The sequence below is a fragment of the Sphingomonas sp. genome, from assembly GCF_017744835.1.
GTDB lineage: Bacteria > Pseudomonadota > Alphaproteobacteria > Sphingomonadales > Sphingomonadaceae > Sphingomonas.
In genome coordinates this window covers 55,126-72,230 of record NZ_JAGIAM010000007.1, presented here as the reverse complement: position 1 = coordinate 72,230, position 17,105 = coordinate 55,126, and the positions used below count along the sequence as shown (strand labels likewise).

The window sequence follows — 17,105 nt, the reverse complement described above, 5'->3', positions numbered from 1 at the left end:
AGGATGACAGGCACCGATCAGGAACCGCACGCCCGAAACCCGGCGGCGGCGGTGGCGCGCATGCCCACCGGGGCGAAGGTGTTCCTGATCCTGGTCGGAGCACTGCTCCCGCTCGCGCTGATCGCGCTGCTCACCACGCTCCAGACCACGCGCACCGCCGATACCGAAGCCCGCGCGCGCCTCCGCGCCGTCGCCGACGAAAGCACCGGCAATCTCGACAATGCGCTCACCAACCAGGCGAACCAGCTCCGCGAGGGACTGACCGCGCTCGAACGCGATTCGTCCGACGCGTCGAGCTGCATGCGGCTGGTGGGCACCTTTGCGGCGCAGGGCGGCGTGCGCTTCGCGATCGCACGCGATGACGGCCAGGTGATCTGCGGCCAGCGCGTGAGCCTCGCAGGCGCCGGCGCCGTCCCGCCCGGCGAGACCCAGGCGCTGGTCAACGACGAAGGCCTGACGATCCGCATGGCGGGCTCGCGCGGCATGACCGCCCTCGCCTATTATCCCGTCGCCGCGCTCAACGCGATGTCGCGCCCCAGCGGCTTCGTCCCCGAATATGGCGCGGCGCTGGTCAAGGGCGACCAGCGCGTCGTGCTGCGCACGCTGCAGGGCGTCGGGCCACTCGGGCGGCGCGAGGAAATCCGCGGCGAGCTTTCGATCGGTGGGCTCGAGCTCGAGATGTCGATGCCCGGCGCGCCGATCACCTCGCCGCTGATACTCACCACGCTGCTGCTCGTCCTGATGTGGATCGCCGCGGCGGCGATCGGCTGGTTCGTGGTCGACATATTGCTGATCCGCCCGCTGCGCCGCCTGCGTCGCAGCGTGGGCAACTACCGGCCGGGCGAAGTGATCGACATGCGTCGGATGGGCGCGATCCCGGCGCAGGAGATCCGCGAGCTCGGCGAGACCTTCCAGCAGATCAGCCGTACCGTGCAGCTCCACGAGGCCGATCTCGCGCAGGGCTTGGTGCGCCAGACCAAGCTGACGCGCGAAGTGCACCACCGCGTGAAGAACAACCTGCAAGTCATTTCGAGCCTGATCAATTTCCATGCACGCGGGGCCAGGAGCCTCGAAGCGACCGAAGCCTATGCCTCGATCCAGCGCCGCGTCGACGCGCTCGCCGTCGTCCACCGCCACCATTATGCCGAGCTCGAGGAGAACCGCGGGCTCGACCTGCGCTCGGTGATCGGCGAGCTGGCGGCCAACATCCGCGCCACTGCCCCCGAGAATGCCGCGGGCCTCGGCCTCACGCTCGATATCGAGCCGCTGCTGGTCAATCAGGATGTGGCAATCGCGGTCGCCTTCCTGCTCACCGAGCTCGTCGAGCTGGCGATGAGCTGCAACCCGCGCACCCAGGTCCGCATCTCGATCAAGGGCACCGACGATCCCGAGCGCGCGACCCTGCGCGTCAACTCGCCGGCGCTGGTCGAAGACCCGGCGCTGCAGGCACTTATGGAAAATCGCTACGAACGCGTGATCTTCGGGCTGGCCCGGCAGCTTCGCAGCAAGCTCCACTATGACCCGCTCGTAGGTGCCTTCGAGGCCGCGATCGCCATGACCGGGCGGCCCTGAATTTTTTTCGCAAATTTTTCGAACTCGCCGGAACCCCCAGCGTCAAAGCTCGTTGTGCAGTTCGGATAGTGACCTTTTGCCCCCCCGCTCTCGCTATCCAAGACATGGGCCCGGAAGCGTCAACCCTCCCCCCCCCGGTGACGCTTCCGGGCCTAACATTTTCCGGGGCCTCCACATTTTCTACCGCCCATGCTGCCGTGATGGCAGCGGAACGATTTGCGCGATCCGCGCATTTCTTCCCGGCAGTTCTACGGAGAGTTACGATGCGTAAGATCATGACCTGTGCAGCGCTTGCGGGCGCGATCCTGCTTTCGGCGTGCAACACGATCGAAGGCGTCGGCAAGGATGTCGCCTCGGCGGGCGATACCGTCGCCAACACCGCCGACGACGCCAAATAATCTTTTTCCAGCGATGGAATTGGAAAACCCCTCCCCTTGCCGGGAGGGGTTTTTCTTTGGGCCTCGGTTAGGCCGCCTCTACCTGATCCTGCTGCTCGCGGCGGCGGCGCGTGAACCAGATCGCCGCGAGCGAGATGAAATAGAGCCCCACCAGCGGGACAGCGAGCAGCAGCTGCGAGCCGACGTCGGGCGGCGTGAGCACCGCGGCAATCGCAAAGGCCGCGACCACGGCATAGCGCCACGCGCCCTTGAGCTGCTCGTAGGTGACGATCCCCGAGCGTTCGAGCAGCATCAGCAGCACCGGCAGCAGGAAGGTGATTCCGAACGCGAACAGGAACTGCATGATGAAGTCGAGGTATTTGATGACCTCGGGCAGCGCCTCCTGCTGCACGCCGTTGCCCAGATCGCCCTGGTAGCTCAGCAGGAAATGCAGCGCGGTCGGGATCGCGACGAAATAGGCGAGCGCTGCGCCGGTCAGGAAGAGCAGCGGGGTGGCGAACAGGAAAGGCAGCAGCGCCTGCTTTTCCTTGCGGTACAGCCCCGGCGCGACGAATTGCCACAGCTGGTTGGCCACCACCGGGAACGACAGCATCAGCGCCGCGAAGAACGCCACCTTCACCTGGACGAAGAAGGCGCCGAAGATCTCGGTATAGACCACCTTGGTCTGCCCTGCGGCGGCGAGCGGCCGCACCAGAAAGCCGAAGATCGGCTTGGCGAAATAGAAGCTGACCAGGAAGGTCACGACCAGCGCCACGATGCAGTAGAGCAACCGGCGCCGCAGTTCGATCAGATGCTCCAGCAGCGGCTGCTGGGTGTCGTCGATGTCCTTCATTCGGCGGCCTCGGTCGAGGATTCCGCCTTCTTGCGCGGCCGGCGCGGCTTGGCCGGCGCTTCGGCTGCCGCCGCCGCTGCCTTGGGCGCGCGAGTGCGCTTGGGCTTTTCCACCGCCACCGGTGCCGGTGCCACCCCGATCTCCGCTTCGGGGAGGATCGTGGGCTGCTCGACCATCACCGGCGCGTCCTCACTGGTCGCCATATGGTCGCTCTGCGCCTCGGGCGCGGGAAGCTGCACCGGCGGATGCTCGGCCATGATCCGCGCGTTCTCCGCGGCCCATTGCTTCTCCATCTCGGCGAGTTCGGCTTCGCGAACCATGTTGTCGAAGCCCGAGCGGAACTGGCGCGCGACGCCACGGGCCTTGCCGACCCATTTGCCCAGGAAGTGCATTGCCTTGGGCAGGTCCTTGGGCCCGATCACGACCAGCGCGACGATCGCGACGACCAGAAACTCGGGCGCATTGAAATCAAGCATCTAGGGTCGCCAGAAACAGCCCGCCGGCACATGCGCGGCGGGCGGACGGTAACGGATCAGCGCTGTTCTTCGCGGACCGGCTCGGCCTCGCGGCGCACGGTCGGCTCGGGCGCTGCCTTGCCCTCGATACGGGTGGGCGCCGGCTTGTCGTCGTCGTCCTCGGCCATGCCCTTCTTGAACTGCTTGATGCCCTTGGCGACGTCACCCATCATGTTCGAGAAACGCCCGCCGCCCAGCAGCAGGATCGCGATCACGCCCAGCACCAACCAGTGCATCAGGCTGAAACTACCCATCTCAACTCTCCTCGATTCCGGCTTTATCTAGGCCCGCCGGGCACCTGCGGCAATGGCCGAGGCGCCTGGGCGCCCTATTCGTCGTCTGTGACAGTTTCGATTTGGTCCGCGGCTTCCTCTTCGCGCTCCCCTGCCATCTCGAAGGCGAGGTCGACGGGATCGAGCAACCCGGCGGCCTTGAGGTCGTCGATGCCCGGCAGATCGCGGCGGCTCGCCAGGCCGAAATGGGTGAGGAAGCCCGCCGTGGTGGCATACATCAGCGGCCGCCCAGGCACTTCGCGGCGGCCCGCGGGGCGCACCCAGCCGGCCTCCATCAGCACGTCGATCGTTCCCTTGCTGATCTGCACGCCGCGGATCGCCTCGATCTCGGCGCGCGTGACCGGCTCGTGATAGGCGATGATCGCCAGCGTCTCGATGCCGGCGCGGCTCAGCTTGCGCGCCTCCTCGCGGTCGCGGCGGAGCAGGTGCGCCAGGTCGGCGGCGGTCTGGAAATGCCAGCGGTCGCCGCGGCGGACCAACTCGATGCCGCGTCCGGCATAGAGTTCGCCCAGCCGCGCCAGGGCGTCGCGCACGTCGGCCTCCTGCCCCACATGCGCCCTGATCTCGTCGACCGACAGCGGGTGCTCCGACGCGAACAGCACCGCTTCGACGGCGCGCGTGAGATCGTCCTGGGGCGTCATGCGCTGGCCTTGAGATAGAGCGGCGCGAAGGCCGATTTCTGCCGGATCTCTACCCTGCCCTGCCGCGCCAGCTCGAGCGCGGCGACGAAGGACGAGGCGAGCGCGGACTTGCGATAGGTGCCGGTGGCACCTTCGGGCAGAAAGCTCTCGATGCTGCTCCACTCGATCCGCGCGCCGATCAGCTCGGAAACGCGCTCGATCGCTTCCTCCAGGGTCATCACGTCGCGCTGGGCGACGACGTGCATCACCGGCCGCGTGCGCGCGCTGATCCGGCCATAGGCGGCGATCAGGTCATAGATTTCGGCCTGGTACCGGCCCTTGCGCACCACCCGAAGTCCCTCGGGTACGCCGCGCAGGAAGGTGTCGCGTCCCAGCCGGTCGCGCGCGACCAGCCGCGCGCCGGCCTCGCGCATCGCATTGAGCCGCTCGAGCCGCAGCTGCAGGCGTAGCGCCAGCTCCTCCGGGCTCGGCGTCTCCTCCGGATTGCGAGGCAGCAGCAGCGCCGACTTCAGATAGGCGAGCCAAGCCGCCATCACGAGATAATCCGCCGCCAGCTCGAGCCGGAGCGCACGCGCCTCGTGCACGAAGGCGAGATATTGCTCGACGAGCTGGAGGATCGAAATCTGGCGCAGATCGACCTTCTGCGTCCGCGCCAGCGCAAGCAGCAGGTCGAGCGGCCCTTCCCAGCCGTCGAGCTCGATCTTCAGGGTGTCGGAAGCGTCGGCGTCCATGGCGGCGAGTTAAGCAGAGCCCAAAGCCACTGTCACTGACTCCCTCCACCCTCAGGGGAGAGGGTGAAGATCACACCTCGGCCAGCAGCGTATCCCGCTTCGCGATCAGCGCGCCGAAATCGGCCTGCTGCGGCCCCCCGGCAACCGTCGCCATCGCCCGCTCCAGCCGTGCCATGCACGCGTCGGTAGCATCCGGAATCCGCCCGGCGATCTCGATCATCTCGTCCATCCGAGCCCAGCAGTCGAGCACCACGTCGCAGCCCGCGGCAAGCGCGCTCGCTGCCTTCTGCCCCGCTGTGCCGCTCAGCGCCTTCATGTCGATGTCGTCGGTCATCAGCAGCCCGTCGAAGCCGATCCGACCGCGGATGATCTGCTCGATCACGATCGGCGAGAGCGTCGCCGGGCGCTCGGCGTCCCATGCATCGAAAACGACGTGGCAGGTCATACCCATCGGCGCGTCGTTGAGCCGCGCGAAGGGCTCGATGTCGGTCTCCAGCGCCGCGGCATCGGCGGCGACGCGCGGCAGTTCGTAATGGCTGTCGACCAGCGCACGCCCGTGCCCGGGCATATGCTTGACCACGCCGACCACGCCGCCGCGCCGCATCCCCTCGAGCATCGCCTGCCCCAGCGCCGCCACGCGCATAGGATCGCCGCCGAACGCGCGGTCCCCGATCGCGGGCGTCACTTCGGGTTGGCGCACGTCGAGCAGGGGCGCGCAGTTCACGTTGACTCCCGCCTCCGCAAGCATCAGCGCCAGCGCATGCGCATTAGCGCGCGCCGCCTCGATCGCCGAGATCGGCGCCACGTCGTAGAGCGCGTCGAACGCCGCGCCCGCAGGAAATTCGGGCCACTCGGGCGGCTGCATCCGCGACACGCGCCCGCCCTCCTGGTCGATCAGGATCGGCACGTCGGCCCGGCCCGAGAGCTCGCGCAGGCTGTCCGTGAGCGCCTTCATCTGCACACGGTCGCCGCAATTGCGCTTGAACAATATGTAGCCGAGCGGGTCGACATCGCGGAAGAAGGCGCGCTCGTCGGGCGTCAGTTCATGGCCCGAGAGGCCGAAGATCACCGGTTTCATGGGCTTGGCTTAGCCGACAGACCGGCCGGGTTTAAACCCCCGCCCGGCTCAATTCGCGACGAAGCAGTTCTCGCCGGCGACCTTGAGGCGTCCGCACAGCTCGCGCGCCTGGGTATTGCTGCCCGCATTGACGCGCAGGCGGAAGATCGCCTTGCCGTCCTTCTCGGCGCGCTCGACCGATTTCCCCAGCGGCGCCAGATAGGCAAAGCGCTTCGAAAGCCGCGTCCAGGCGATGTTCGCCCCGCCCTCGTCCGGATAGGCACCGAGCTGGATCAGCGAACCCGATCCCGCGGGCGGTGCCGCCGCTGCGGCAGCAGAAGCCGCCGCCGGCCTGCGCTCGACGAGCTTGGCGCCGGGAACCGCGATTTTGGCGACGCGGCTGCCCGGCACGGCCTGGCCGGCCTCCGCCGCGCGCCTGCCCTCCACCGGCGCCTCGGGAAGCGCGCCGACGTTGATGCTCGCGTTGCTCGACGCCCCCTGGCTGGTCGCGAAGAGCGTGTCGCCCTCGCCTTCCACCTTCATCCCGCCGGGCTCGTCGGGCTTGACCTTGTAGTCGCCGGGCTCGGGCTCGATCAGCTCGCCATTGCCCTGCAGCCCCTGGTGCTGGCTGTACCAGTAATAGCCGCCCGCTCCCGCGGCCAGGACGAGCAGCAGCAGGGCGGCGAACAGGGCGATGCGGCCGAGCGGAAGGCCCTCGCGATATTCCTCCTCGACCGTCTCAAGCCACGGCAATCGATCGTCGTCGCCATAGCCGTCCCCTGCGCGCACGCTCATCAATGCATCTCCTGCACGGCCTCCACGCCCATCAGCGCAAGGCCGTTGCGGATAATCTGCCCGATCCCGCGCGCCAAGAACAGCCGGGCACAGGTCAGCTGGGGCTGGTCGGGCAGCAGGAAGCGGCGCTCGGGGCGGTCGTTGCCGGCGTTCCACAATGCATGGAATTCCGCTGCCAGGTCATAGAGATAGAAGGCGATCCGGTGCGGCTCGCGCGCCGCCGCGGCGCCCTCGACCACGCGGGGGAATTGCGCGGCGCGCTTCACCAGCGCGAGCTCCTCTGTATCAAGCAGAGACAGGTCGCCCGTGGCGCATTCGATCCCCGCCTCGGCCGCCTTGCGGTGGAGCGAGGCGACGCGCGCATGCGCATACTGGACGTAGAAGACCGGATTGTCCTTCGACGCCTCGACCACCTTGGCGAAGTCGAAGTCCATCTGCGCATCGGCCTTGCGGGTGAGCATGGTGAAGCGGACCACGTCCTTGCCCACTTCGTTGACCACGTCGGCAAGCGTCACGAAATTGCCCGCGCGCTTGGACATCTTCACCGGCTCGCCCGCGCGCAGCAGCCGCACCATCTGGACGAGCTTCACGTCGAACTTCGTCATGCCCCCAGTCAGCGCCTGCACCGCCGCGACGATGCGCTTGACCGTGCCGGCATGGTCGGCGCCCCAGATGTCGATCAGCTGATCGGCTTCCTGCGCCTTCTGGAAGTGATAGGCCAGGTCGGCGCCGAAATAGGTCCAGGCGCCGTTCGATTTCTTGATCGGCCGGTCCTGATCGTCCCCGAACTGCGTCGCACGGAACAGCGGCAGCTCCACCGGTTCCCAATCCTCGGGTGTCTCGCCCTTGGGCGCTTCGAGCACGCCGTCATAGACCAGCCCGCGCTCGCGCAGCCACGCCTCGGCCGCCTCGGGCTTGCCCGCAGCCTGAAGTTCGGCCTCGGAGGAGAAAACCTCGTGCGTGATGCCGAGCAGCGCCAGGTCGGCGCGGATCATCTCCATCATCGCCGCGACCGCGGTCTTGCGGAACAGTACCAGCCATTCGCTCTCGGGTGCGCCGACGTACTTGTCGCCATGTTCGGCCGCGAGCGCCGCGCCCACCGGCTTCAGATAATCGCCCGGGTACAGGCCCTCGGGGATCTCGATGCTCTCGCCAAGCGCCTCGCGGTAGCGCAGGTGCGCCGAGCGCGCGAGCACGTCCACCTGCCCGCCGGCGTCGTTGACATAATATTCGCGGATCACGCGGTGCCCGATGAACTCGAGCAGCGTCGCCAGCGCGTCGCCCACCACCGCGCCGCGGCAATGGCCCATGTGCATCGGGCCTGTGGGGTTGGCCGAGACATATTCGACATTGACGCTGATCCCCTGCCCGATCGTCGAGCGGCCGTAATCGGCCTGGGTCCGCAGGATCTCGGAAAGCTCGCCGCGCCAGGTGTCGTCGGTCAGGGTCATGTTGATGAAGCCTGGCCCAGCGATCGCGACCGAGGCGACTTCGTCCAGCTTCTCCAGCTCGGCGCCGATCTTCTCGGCCAGCGCGCGCGGATTGGTGCCAGCGGGCTTGGCGAGCACCATCGCGGCGTTGGTGGCGAGATCGCCGTGGCTCGCGTCGCGCGGCGGCTCCACCGTGACGGCGCGTCGCTCCAGTCCGGCAGGCAGCTCGCCGGCGGCGACAAGCGCGTCGAGGGCAGCATCCAGATGCGCGGCGAAACGGGCGTAGAGCGTCATTCACGGTTCCAATGGCTGGCGGAAGCGCGGGCTCTTAGCGGAAGCCGCCCGCGCGCGCAAAGTTTCCGCGGCACTCGTTGCGCAAAGTGCAACCATCACGCCCGCGCTTTGCGTTTGCGGGAAATGTTGCAGTGCAGCAACATTGCCGCAGAACATAAAACAGGATGCCGATCTGGCTCTTTTCAATGCTTGAAGGAGAAAGATCGTGACTCGTACCTTTTTCGCGGCGGCTGCCGCTGTCCTCGCCTTCGCCACCCCTGCGCTCGCGCACGAGCGCAGCTTCACTCACGAAGGCGTGACCTACGCCTATACCGCCACTTCGAAGGGCGACGCCCGCATCCTCGAGGGCAAGACCTCGACCGGCGACAAGTTCCGCCTCGTCGTCAAGGACGGCTGGGTAACCGGCTATGCCGCCGACACTCGCGTTTCGTTCCGCGCGCCCAAGGGCGACGCGACGCTGCAGGTCGCGCAGCGCTGATCTGCCCGCTCCCCTCCCTGCCCGCAGGGAGGGGAACCTCAAAACCCCTCGGGCAGCTCCAGCTCCCCCACCACTTCGCGGTAGCGGGCGATCGCATAGCGATCGGTCATCCCAGCGATGAAGTCGGCGATGTGGCGGCTCCGCGCAGGCTCCTCCGCGGGTAGCGCATCGCGCCACTCCTCGGGCATCAGCCGCGGATCATCGGCATAGGCCGCGAACAGCCCCGCCACCACGCCGTGCGCCGCCTCGGCAGCCGCCAGTTGGCTGGGGTGATGGTACAGGTTGGCATACATGAAGCGCTTGAGGCCGCGCTCGGCCTCGCGCATCCGGTCCGAGAAACAGGCGAGCGCACGCCCGGCGGCGCGAACGTCGTCGACGCTCGCCACGCCCGAGTCCGCCAGCCGCGCCTGAGTGGCGGCGATGAAGTCGTTGACCATCTCGCCGATCTGCGCGCGGATCAGTTCCCCGATCAGCCGGCGGCGATCGCAGCCGGGGAACTTCGCCTCCACCCGGCGCCAGCCTTCGGCGATCATCGGCACGTCCATCAGCTGGTCGAGCGTCAGCAGCCCGGCGCGCAGCCCGTCATCGATGTCGTGATTGTCATAGGCGATGTCGTCGGCGATCGCGGCGACTTGCGCCTCGAGCGAGGGCCAACTCATGAGCTCGAGCGGGAACTGCGCGTCGGCAGCCTCCAACGCCCACTGCGGCGCCTCGATCGGCCCGTTGTGCTTTGCCAGGCCTTCGAGCGTGTCCCAGGTCAGGTTCAGCCCGTTCCAGGCCGGATAGGGCCGCTCGAGCTCGGTGAGCGTGCGCAGCGTATGGCCGTTGTGGTCGAAGCCCCCGTTCGCCGACAGCGCCTGCTTGAGCGCGTCCTCGCCGGCATGGCCGAAGGGCGGATGGCCGATGTCGTGCGCCAGGCACAGCGCCTCGGTCAGATCCTCGTTGAGGCCGAGCATGCGCGCGATCGCCCGGCCGATCTGCGCCACTTCCAGGCTGTGCGTCAGCCGCACGCGGAAATGGTCGCCGTCGGGCGCCATGAAGACCTGGGTCTTGTGGCGCAGGCGCCGGAAGCTGATCGAATGGATGATCCGGTCGCGGTCGCGCTGGAAGGCATCCCGCGGGCCGCGCGCAGTGCCGCCGGGCTCCGGGTGCAGGCGGCCGCGGCTCTTTTCGGGCGTGCTGGCCCAGGGGGCGTTCGGTCTCACGCCGCCGCCCTAGCCGCTCTGCGCCTGCCTCGGAAGGCAGTTATTTGGCGGGCAGCTTCGTCACTTTCTGCCCCGGCTCACTGGTGAAGACGAAGCCGGACGCCCCTGCCTTGGCGAGCGCGTTGATGAAGCTCTGTGCCTCGGCGGCTGTCTTGAACGGGCCTGCGAGCACACGATTGGTAGCGCGGACCGGGGTCGACCAGCCCGACCTGCCCTTGAACGCCGCAGGTGCCTTGGCGACCGCAGCGCTCCACGCCTTCGGAAGCGACTCTTCGTTGGCGCCACTCGCGACCTGCACCCAGATCCGGCTCGGCTCCGCCTTGGCCGGGTCCTTGGCCTTGGGATCCGGCTTCTTCGCCGCCTTGGGGTCCGGCTTGGCGGCTGCCTTGGGATCGGGCTTGGCCGGCGCGGCCTTTCTGGGATCGGGTTTCGGGGCCTCGGGCTTGGGCGTTGCAGCGACGACGCGCGCCGGTGCGGGCGCCTGTCGAGGCGTTGCCGCCGCGGGAGGCAAATCGACCGGCTGCGCGGTGACGACTTCCAGCTCCTGCGCCGGAATGGTGATGTTGGCGATGATCGACGCGAGCACCGAATCCTCTTCGCCCACGCGCGCCGGCCCCGGCGGAGTCGGCGCCGGCGTCGGAGCGGGTGTCGCGGCTGCGGGCTGAGTCACCGGTTGGGGTTCGGGCGTCGAGGGCGCGCGTGCAGGCGCCGGGGCTAGCGGCTCCGGCGCGGGCTTGGACGCGAGCGTGAAGCTGGATGCGGGCGCGGAAGCCGCGAGCGGCGTCTGCCCCGGAACCGGCGTTGATGCTGCTGGACGCTGCTCCGGCTGTGCGGGGCTCGGCTGGGTCTCGGGGGGCGCACGTCGCACCGGGATATCGTTGGCCGCAAGCTGAACCGCATTGTTCGGGCTGCCCGCCAGCCGCGCAGGAGCCGGGGCCGGAGTCTGCGCCGGTGTTGGAGCAGGTGTCGGAAGCGGCTGCACCATCGGCCGCTGCGGCTGCGCCGGAGGCTGGAACTGCGGCTGCGGCTGTGCCGGCGGTTGGAATTGTGGCTGCGGCTGTGCCGGCGGTTGGAATTGTGGCTGAGCCTGGGCCGGTACTTGCGTCGGTACCGGCGTACGCGGCGGCGCGGCGGATGCGGTCCGGACGGGCGCGGAGCGCGACGCCTGGGCGCTGGAGAAATCATCCGCCATCGACGAACGGCGACCGCGGGAGCGACGGTTGGCCGCGGCGGGAGATGCCGGCGGCTGAGCCTGCGCGACCTGCACCGGCTGCTGCCGGGGCGTGTAGGGCGGCAGCTGCGGTGCCATCCGCGCGTCCGCCATGCGCGCCACGGTCGGCGAAAGCTCGCCGAAATGCGCGGCGAAGGCGCGATCCGCCGGCGAGAGTCCTCCCAGCCTGCGGAAGAAGGGCGTCAGCGCCGAGCCCATGTTGCCCGGCATCATCGTCGAGGCGATCTTCTCGGCGCCCGGCACATCGCCGTTCATCGCCATGATGAAAGCGCGCGCGCGCCATGCGGCACGGTCGCTCTTGCGCAGCAGCGGGTCGAGCTCGCGCATCGCCTCGTCGACGTCGCCGGTGATGCCGAGCGAAAGCGCGTAGCGACGCAGCAGCTCGTCTTCGCGGCTCGTCTGTAGCGCCAGCTTATAGTCGCGCTGGGCGAGCAGCGGCTGGCCGAGCAAATCATAGGCGAAGCCGCGGTCGGCAGCATAGTCGCGCATCGGCACGCCACGCGCCTCGGAGGTCTGGAAGAGCCGGAGCGCTTCGCCCGGACGCCCGAGCCGGACCAGTGCCATCGCGCGGCCCGCCGGAATGCGGGGATTGGAGGGGTCGATCCCCTGCGCCCGCGCGAAGAAGGCGAAGGCTGCCGGGGTGTCGCCCAGCCGCGCGCTCAGCTCGCCTGCGCGCAGCAGCGCGCCCACGTTGCGCGGGTCGGCAGCGAGGACATGCATCTCCTGCGCCAGCCGATCCGCGTCGGGATTGAGCTGGGGAGCGACCGTCGTCTGCGCGAACGCCGGCCCCGCGCCCGTGGCGAGGACGACGGCAAGCGCGAGCGGGCGCAGGAAACCTCTCTGCTGCATGCCCCAGCTAGACCGTATCAAAGGTGAACCGGCAATGACGCGCCGCCGGCCGCTCGCCAGGGCGAGAGCAACCGACGACGAACGTGCATCAACTTATTGATTGTTCTGGCTGCGCAGGAAACGCGGGATGTCCAGCGGGTCCTTGTCGTCCTCGTCGGCCGCATTCGCCTTCGAGCCGCGCGAGGCCGAGGCCATGCGCTCGAACAGCGTGCCGCCGGCGCGGCGCGCAGGCTTGGGCTCGGGGGCCAGATCCTCGTCGCTGCCGCCGGTCAGCCAGCGGCGACGGCTGCTGATCTCGGGCGAAGGCTCGGGCGCGGCGGGCTCGGGCGCCAGGGGCACCGCGTCCTCGGCGCCGAGCAGCAGCTCGTCCGCACCGGCATCTTCCTCGACCTGCGCGACCGGCTCGGGCTGCTGCGGCTCGGGCTCATAGGCCTCGGGCACGCGCGGCGCCTCGGCGATCGGCTCGATCTCCTCGGGCGCAGGCTCGTAGCTCGGCTCGGGCGCAGGCGCGGCGAGCGGCGCCGGCTCGGCCGCGGCGGTGCGGCGCGGCGTCGAGAAGGAGAAGACGCGCGGCTGCTCGGCGGCGACGGGCGCCTGCTTGGGCTGCGCATCGGCGTCGATGCCGGTGGCGACCACCGACACGCGGATCTTGCCTTCCAGGTCCGGGTTGAACGCCGAGCCCCAGATGATGTTCGCGTCCGGATCGACCAGCTCGCGGATGTGGTTGGCGGCCTCGTCGACCTCGAGCAGGCGCATGTCCTCGCCGCCGGTGATCGAGACGATCACGCCCTTGGCGCCGTTCATGCTCACGCCGTCGAGCAGCGGGTTGGCGATCGCCTTCTGCGCGGCGATCAGCGCGCGGTCGTCGCCATCGGCCTCGCCGGTGCCCATCATCGCCTTGCCCATCTCCTGCATCACCGAGCGTACGTCGGCGAAGTCGAGGTTGATGAGGCCCGGCATGACCATCAGGTCGGTGATGCCACGCACGCCCTGCTGCAGCACCTCGTCGGCCATCTCGAACGCTTCCTTGAAGGTCGTGTTCGCGTTGGCGATCAGGAAGAGGTTCTGGTTCGGAATGACGATGAGCGTGTCGACGTACTTCTGAAGCTCCTCGATGCCCGCCTCGGCGCTCTGCGCGCGGCGCTTGCCCTCGAAGGCGAAGGGCTTGGTCACCACGCCCACGGTCAGGATGCCCATGTCGCGCGCCGCCTTGGCGATGACCGGCGCCGCACCCGTGCCGGTGCCGCCGCCCATGCCGGCCGCGATGAAGCACATGTGTGCGCCCTCGAGCGCCTGCTGCACCTGGTCGATCGTCTCTTCGGCCGCCGCGCGTCCGATTTCGGGACGCGAGCCCGCGCCCAGCCCCTGGGTGATCTTCGCGCCGAGCTGGATCCGGTGCCCGGCGGCCGACTGCTTCAGCGCCTGGGCATCGGTGTTGGCAACGAGGAACTCCACGCCCTGCACGTCCGAACGGATCATGTTCGCGATCGCGTTGCCGCCCGCGCCACCGACGCCGATCACCGTGATGCGCGGCGTCAGCTCGTCGACATCTGCGGGAAGAAATTCAATGCTCATCCTGTAGTCTCCCTGGCGCCGCCGTCGCGAGGGGCGGCACTTTGACGATTGTTCTGCACGAAGGACCGGACCGACTCTAGAGGAATCCCGCGGCGCCTATCGTATTTCTTTAATAATTCGACCGGAATGCCGCCATCAGCCGCTGGAAGAGCGCGCCTGCGCTCGCCTTGGTCACCATCTGGTGCGGCGCGGGCTCGAGCGCGCGCAGGTCGATCGGATCCGCCGCGGCGAAGCGCGCGAGCCCCGCCAGCGTCGCGAAGGCCGGGCCGGCATGCGCCTCGGGAAGCGCGATCAGTCCCTTGGGGCGGCCGACGCGCACGGCGCTGCCCAGCGCCTGCTGCGCATAATCGGCGATGCCCTTCAACTCGGCGCCGCCGCCGGTGAGCACGATCTGCCGCCCCACAGGGTCGGCGAAGCCCAGCTTCTTCAGCTCCTTCTGGATCTCGGCCATCAGCCGCTCGAGCCGCTGGCGGATGATCGCGTTGAGCTGTGCCTTGGTGACGCGTGGCCCTTCCGCCCCGCCGTCGGGAATCGCCGGGACGACGTCGATCATCTCGTGATTGTCGCGCGGGGAGAGGTTCGCCGAGCCGTGGAAGCACTTGGTCCGCTCGGCCCAGTTGCGCGCCGTGCCCAGCGCCGAGGCGATGTCGTCAGTGATGTCGGCCGAGCCCATCGGGATCGAGGCGAGACCGGCGAGCACGCCCGCCGCGAAGACCGAGACGTTGGTGACCCCCGCCCCCACTTCGACCAGCGCGACGCCCAGCTCGCGCTCCTCCTCGCTCAGGCAGGCAAGTCCGGTCGCCACGGGCGCAGCGATGATCGAGCGCACTTCGAGATGCGCCGATCGCACGCAGTGATCGAGGTTGCGCACCGGCGAGCCCTCGGTCGCCACGACATGGATGTCGACGCCCAGCTTGTCTGCGTGCAGCCCCAGCGGGCGCTTGACCCCGCCCAGCCCGTCGACGGTGTAGCGCGTCGGCTGTGCGTGGAGGATCATCTTGCCCTGCGGATCGATCGCGTCGCGACCTGCCTTGAGCAGTTCGTCGATGTCGGCCTGTTCGACGCGGTGTCCGCCCAGGTCGGCCTCGAGCTTGACGATGTCGGACAGCAGGCCTCCCGCCGAGAAGCTGACCCAGACGTCCTCGATGTTGAACCCGGCGATGCGCTCGGCCTGCTCCACGGCTTCGCGGATCGCCAGCTCGGTCGCGTGCATGTCGGCGACATAGCCGCGCTTGACGCCGCGGCTCTCGCGCTGGCCTGTGCCCAGCACCACTAGCTGCCCGTCGTCCGCCTTTTGCGCGATCAGCGCCGACACCTTCGACGACCCCACGTCGAGTGCGGTGATCAGACCTTCCGGTGCGGTCTTCGCCATTGCCCCAAAAATCCCCTGCTCAAACGCCCTTATCCCCCGATTCAGGCGGATTCACAACATTTTGCCTGCGCACTACGAGCTTTTCCGGATCGCGCATGTCGAAGCCGACATGCCCGCGTCCCAGCAGCCGTTGGGTGGCCTCCAGTTCGGCGAACTTCTTGAGCGCCGCGGCGGACTCGGGCTCGCCTTCGGGAAGCTGCAGCCGTTCGCCGCTTTTGAACAACAGGTCCCAGCGGCGGTTGCCGATCCAGGTCGCCGCCTTGACCTGCTCACGGAGCGCGGGCGCGGCCTCCAGCAACTTGCGGCGCGCGGCTTCCTGCGAATTGGCGCCCTCGCCGATCAGCAGCGGCAGGTCGGGCATCGCTTCGCGCGAGACGGGCTCCAGCGGCACGCCGGTCGTGTCGACCAGCATCAGCTGGCCGTGGCTCTGCCAGATCGCCGCGGGCTCGCGCTCGACGATGTAGATGCGGAGCGTATTGGGCAGCTGGCGCGAAACGCGCGCATCCTTGACCCAAGGGTGCTGGAGCAACCGCTCGCGTACCATCGCCAGGTCGACCAGCGGCATCGCGCGCGAATCCTGGTCGAGCGCCTGCTCATAGACGGTCATCCGGTCCATGCGCTTGATGCCGTCGATCTGGATCGCGTCGACCTTCAACCCCGCCTCGCCGACCAGGTTCGAGGCGGCGACGCCCGCCATCGCGGGCACGCCCGCCCACACCGCCGCGCCCAGCGCCGCGGCGGCGACGCTGCCGACGATCGTGACGGTCACGATCCGGTGCCAGGTCTCGTGGCTGATCGGCAGCGCAGCGACCGCACGCTCGATCAAGCCCGGCTTCTTGGGCTTGCGCGCCGGCGCCTTCTTGGGCGCCGCACCGCGACGCGTGGCCGTGCGCTTGGGCTGACTGCGGCTCAAGCGGGCCCTCCGGCGAGCGCTTCCTCGACGATCTTCTGCACCAGCTCGGGATAGCTCATCCCGATGTGCCGGGCCTGCTCGGGCACCAGGCTGAGCGGAGTCATGCCGGGCTGGGTGTTCACCTCGAGCAGGAACAGCCCGTCGACGCCCTGGCTGTCGTCCCAGCGGAAGTCGGAGCGCGAGGCGCCCTTGCAGCCGAGCAGCCGGTGCGCCTCCAGCGCGATGCGCTTGCACGCCTCGGCGATCTCCTCGGGCACTTCGGCCGGGCAGACATGCTCGGTGAGCCCATCGGTATATTTGGCGTCGTAGTCGTAGAAGCCGCTCTTGGGCTTGAGTTCGGTCACGCCCAGCGCCGTATCGCCCAGCACCGCAGTGGTCAGTTCGCGCCCGCGGATGAAGGGCTCGGCGAGCAGCTCGTCGAATTCCTGCCACGGCCCCCGCGCGTCGCGCGCGATCGGATTGCCGTAATTGCCCTCGGCAGTGACGATCGCCACACCCACCGACGAGCCTTCGTTGACGGGCTTGAGCACATAGGGGCGCGGCAGCGGATCGCGCTCGTGCAGTTCCTCGGTACGCACCATCCGCCCGCCGGGCATCGGCACGCCATGCGGCACCAGCGCCTGCTTGGTGAGCTGCTTGTCGATCGCGATCACCGAAGTGACCAGCCCGGAATGCGTGTAGGGAACGCCCATCAGGTCGAGCATGCCCTGCACCGTACCGTCCTCGCCCGGCGTGCCGTGGAGCGCGTTGAACACCACGTCGGGCTTCAGCTCGGCGAGCCGCACCGCCACGTCATGCCCCATGTCGACACGCGAGACCTTGTGTCCCAGGCTCTCGAGCGCCTCCGCGACGCCGCTGCCCGACATCAGCGAAACCTCGCGCTCGGCCGACCAGCCGCCCATCAGGACCGCGACGTGCAACTGC

General features: G+C 68.7%; 17 protein-coding genes. 3 read left to right on the top strand and 14 right to left on the bottom strand.

The features are described from left to right. Positions 1-3 precede the first annotated feature (3 nt). The gene (locus tag J7500_RS17900; RefSeq protein WP_294063438.1) at positions 4-1,572 is read left to right on the top strand and encodes a sensor histidine kinase; all 1,569 of its coding nucleotides are present in this window, start codon (positions 4-6) and stop codon (positions 1,570-1,572) included. A 263-nt stretch (positions 1,573-1,835) separates the two neighbouring features. Further along, positions 1,836-1,970, top strand: coding sequence for an entericidin A/B family lipoprotein (locus J7500_RS17895; protein ID WP_294063437.1), 135 nt, complete (start codon positions 1,836-1,838; stop codon positions 1,968-1,970). 67 nt (positions 1,971-2,037) lie between these two features. Here the strand turns inward: J7500_RS17895 and tatC are convergent, their stop codons facing one another. The 8 genes from tatC to argS all read right to left on the bottom strand — a co-directional run bounded on the left by tatC (position 2,038) and on the right by argS (position 8,558). Continuing rightward, positions 2,038-2,802 (bottom strand): twin-arginine translocase subunit TatC, encoded by a 765-nt coding sequence (gene tatC, locus J7500_RS17890; protein ID WP_294063435.1) that lies wholly within the window; start codon positions 2,800-2,802, stop codon positions 2,038-2,040. Next, positions 2,799-3,278 (bottom strand): Sec-independent protein translocase protein TatB, encoded by a 480-nt coding sequence (tatB, locus tag J7500_RS17885; protein ID WP_294063434.1) that lies wholly within the window; start codon positions 3,276-3,278, stop codon positions 2,799-2,801. Before tatB ends, tatC begins: the two co-directional genes overlap by 4 nt. A 56-nt stretch (positions 3,279-3,334) precedes the next feature. Continuing rightward, positions 3,335-3,571 carry a twin-arginine translocase TatA/TatE family subunit gene (locus J7500_RS17880; protein ID WP_294063433.1) on the bottom strand — a complete coding sequence of 79 codons (237 nt, stop codon included), beginning with the start codon at positions 3,569-3,571 and terminating at the stop codon, positions 3,335-3,337. 74 nt (positions 3,572-3,645) lie between these two features. Then, positions 3,646-4,251: an SMC-Scp complex subunit ScpB gene (scpB, locus tag J7500_RS17875; RefSeq protein WP_294063431.1), complete on the bottom strand. Its 606-nt coding sequence runs from the start codon at positions 4,249-4,251 to the stop codon at positions 3,646-3,648. Further along, positions 4,248-4,982 (bottom strand): ScpA family protein, encoded by a 735-nt coding sequence (locus J7500_RS17870; protein ID WP_294063429.1) that lies wholly within the window; start codon positions 4,980-4,982, stop codon positions 4,248-4,250. Before J7500_RS17870 ends, scpB begins: the two co-directional genes overlap by 4 nt. A gap of 70 nt (positions 4,983-5,052) precedes the next feature. Continuing rightward, entirely contained in the window at positions 5,053-6,060 is a 1,008-nt protein-coding gene (gene nagZ, locus J7500_RS17865; RefSeq protein WP_294063427.1) for a beta-N-acetylhexosaminidase, read from the bottom strand. A 48-nt stretch (positions 6,061-6,108) separates the two neighbouring features. Further along, on the bottom strand, positions 6,109-6,834 hold the full coding sequence (locus J7500_RS17860; protein ID WP_294063426.1) for an SPOR domain-containing protein: 726 nt from the start codon (positions 6,832-6,834) through the stop codon (positions 6,109-6,111). Continuing rightward, a complete protein-coding gene (gene argS, locus J7500_RS17855) occupies positions 6,834-8,558 on the bottom strand; it encodes an arginine--tRNA ligase (RefSeq protein ID WP_294063424.1) in 1,725 nt (574 codons plus the stop codon). Before argS ends, J7500_RS17860 begins: the two co-directional genes overlap by 1 nt. 205 nt (positions 8,559-8,763) lie before the next feature. Between argS and J7500_RS17850 the strand changes: the two genes are divergently transcribed. Continuing rightward, on the top strand, positions 8,764-9,036 hold the full coding sequence (locus J7500_RS17850) for a hypothetical protein (protein ID WP_294063423.1): 273 nt from the start codon (positions 8,764-8,766) through the stop codon (positions 9,034-9,036). 38 nt (positions 9,037-9,074) lie between these two features. Here J7500_RS17850 and J7500_RS17845 read toward each other — a convergent pair whose 3' ends face one another. The 6 genes from J7500_RS17845 to J7500_RS17820 form a co-directional block, all read right to left on the bottom strand. After that, positions 9,075-10,241 (bottom strand): deoxyguanosinetriphosphate triphosphohydrolase, encoded by a 1,167-nt coding sequence (locus tag J7500_RS17845; protein ID WP_294063421.1) that lies wholly within the window; start codon positions 10,239-10,241, stop codon positions 9,075-9,077. A 40-nt stretch (positions 10,242-10,281) separates the two neighbouring features. After that, positions 10,282-12,321, bottom strand: a complete 2,040-nt coding sequence (locus J7500_RS17840; protein ID WP_294063420.1) for an SPOR domain-containing protein — start codon at positions 12,319-12,321, stop codon at positions 10,282-10,284. 93 nt (positions 12,322-12,414) lie between these two features. Continuing rightward, positions 12,415-13,896 (bottom strand): cell division protein FtsZ, encoded by a 1,482-nt coding sequence (gene ftsZ / locus J7500_RS17835; protein WP_294063418.1) that lies wholly within the window; start codon positions 13,894-13,896, stop codon positions 12,415-12,417. 109 nt (positions 13,897-14,005) lie between these two features. After that, on the bottom strand, positions 14,006-15,268 hold the full coding sequence (gene ftsA / locus J7500_RS17830) for a cell division protein FtsA (protein WP_294063416.1): 1,263 nt from the start codon (positions 15,266-15,268) through the stop codon (positions 14,006-14,008). A gap of 19 nt (positions 15,269-15,287) precedes the next feature. Next, a complete protein-coding gene (locus J7500_RS17825; RefSeq protein ID WP_294063414.1) occupies positions 15,288-16,181 on the bottom strand; it encodes a cell division protein FtsQ/DivIB in 894 nt (297 codons plus the stop codon). Further along, positions 16,178-17,101 (bottom strand): D-alanine--D-alanine ligase, encoded by a 924-nt coding sequence (locus tag J7500_RS17820; RefSeq protein ID WP_294063551.1) that lies wholly within the window; start codon positions 17,099-17,101, stop codon positions 16,178-16,180. The genes J7500_RS17825 and J7500_RS17820 overlap by 4 nt, the downstream gene beginning before the upstream one ends. Positions 17,102-17,105 lie beyond the last annotated feature (4 nt).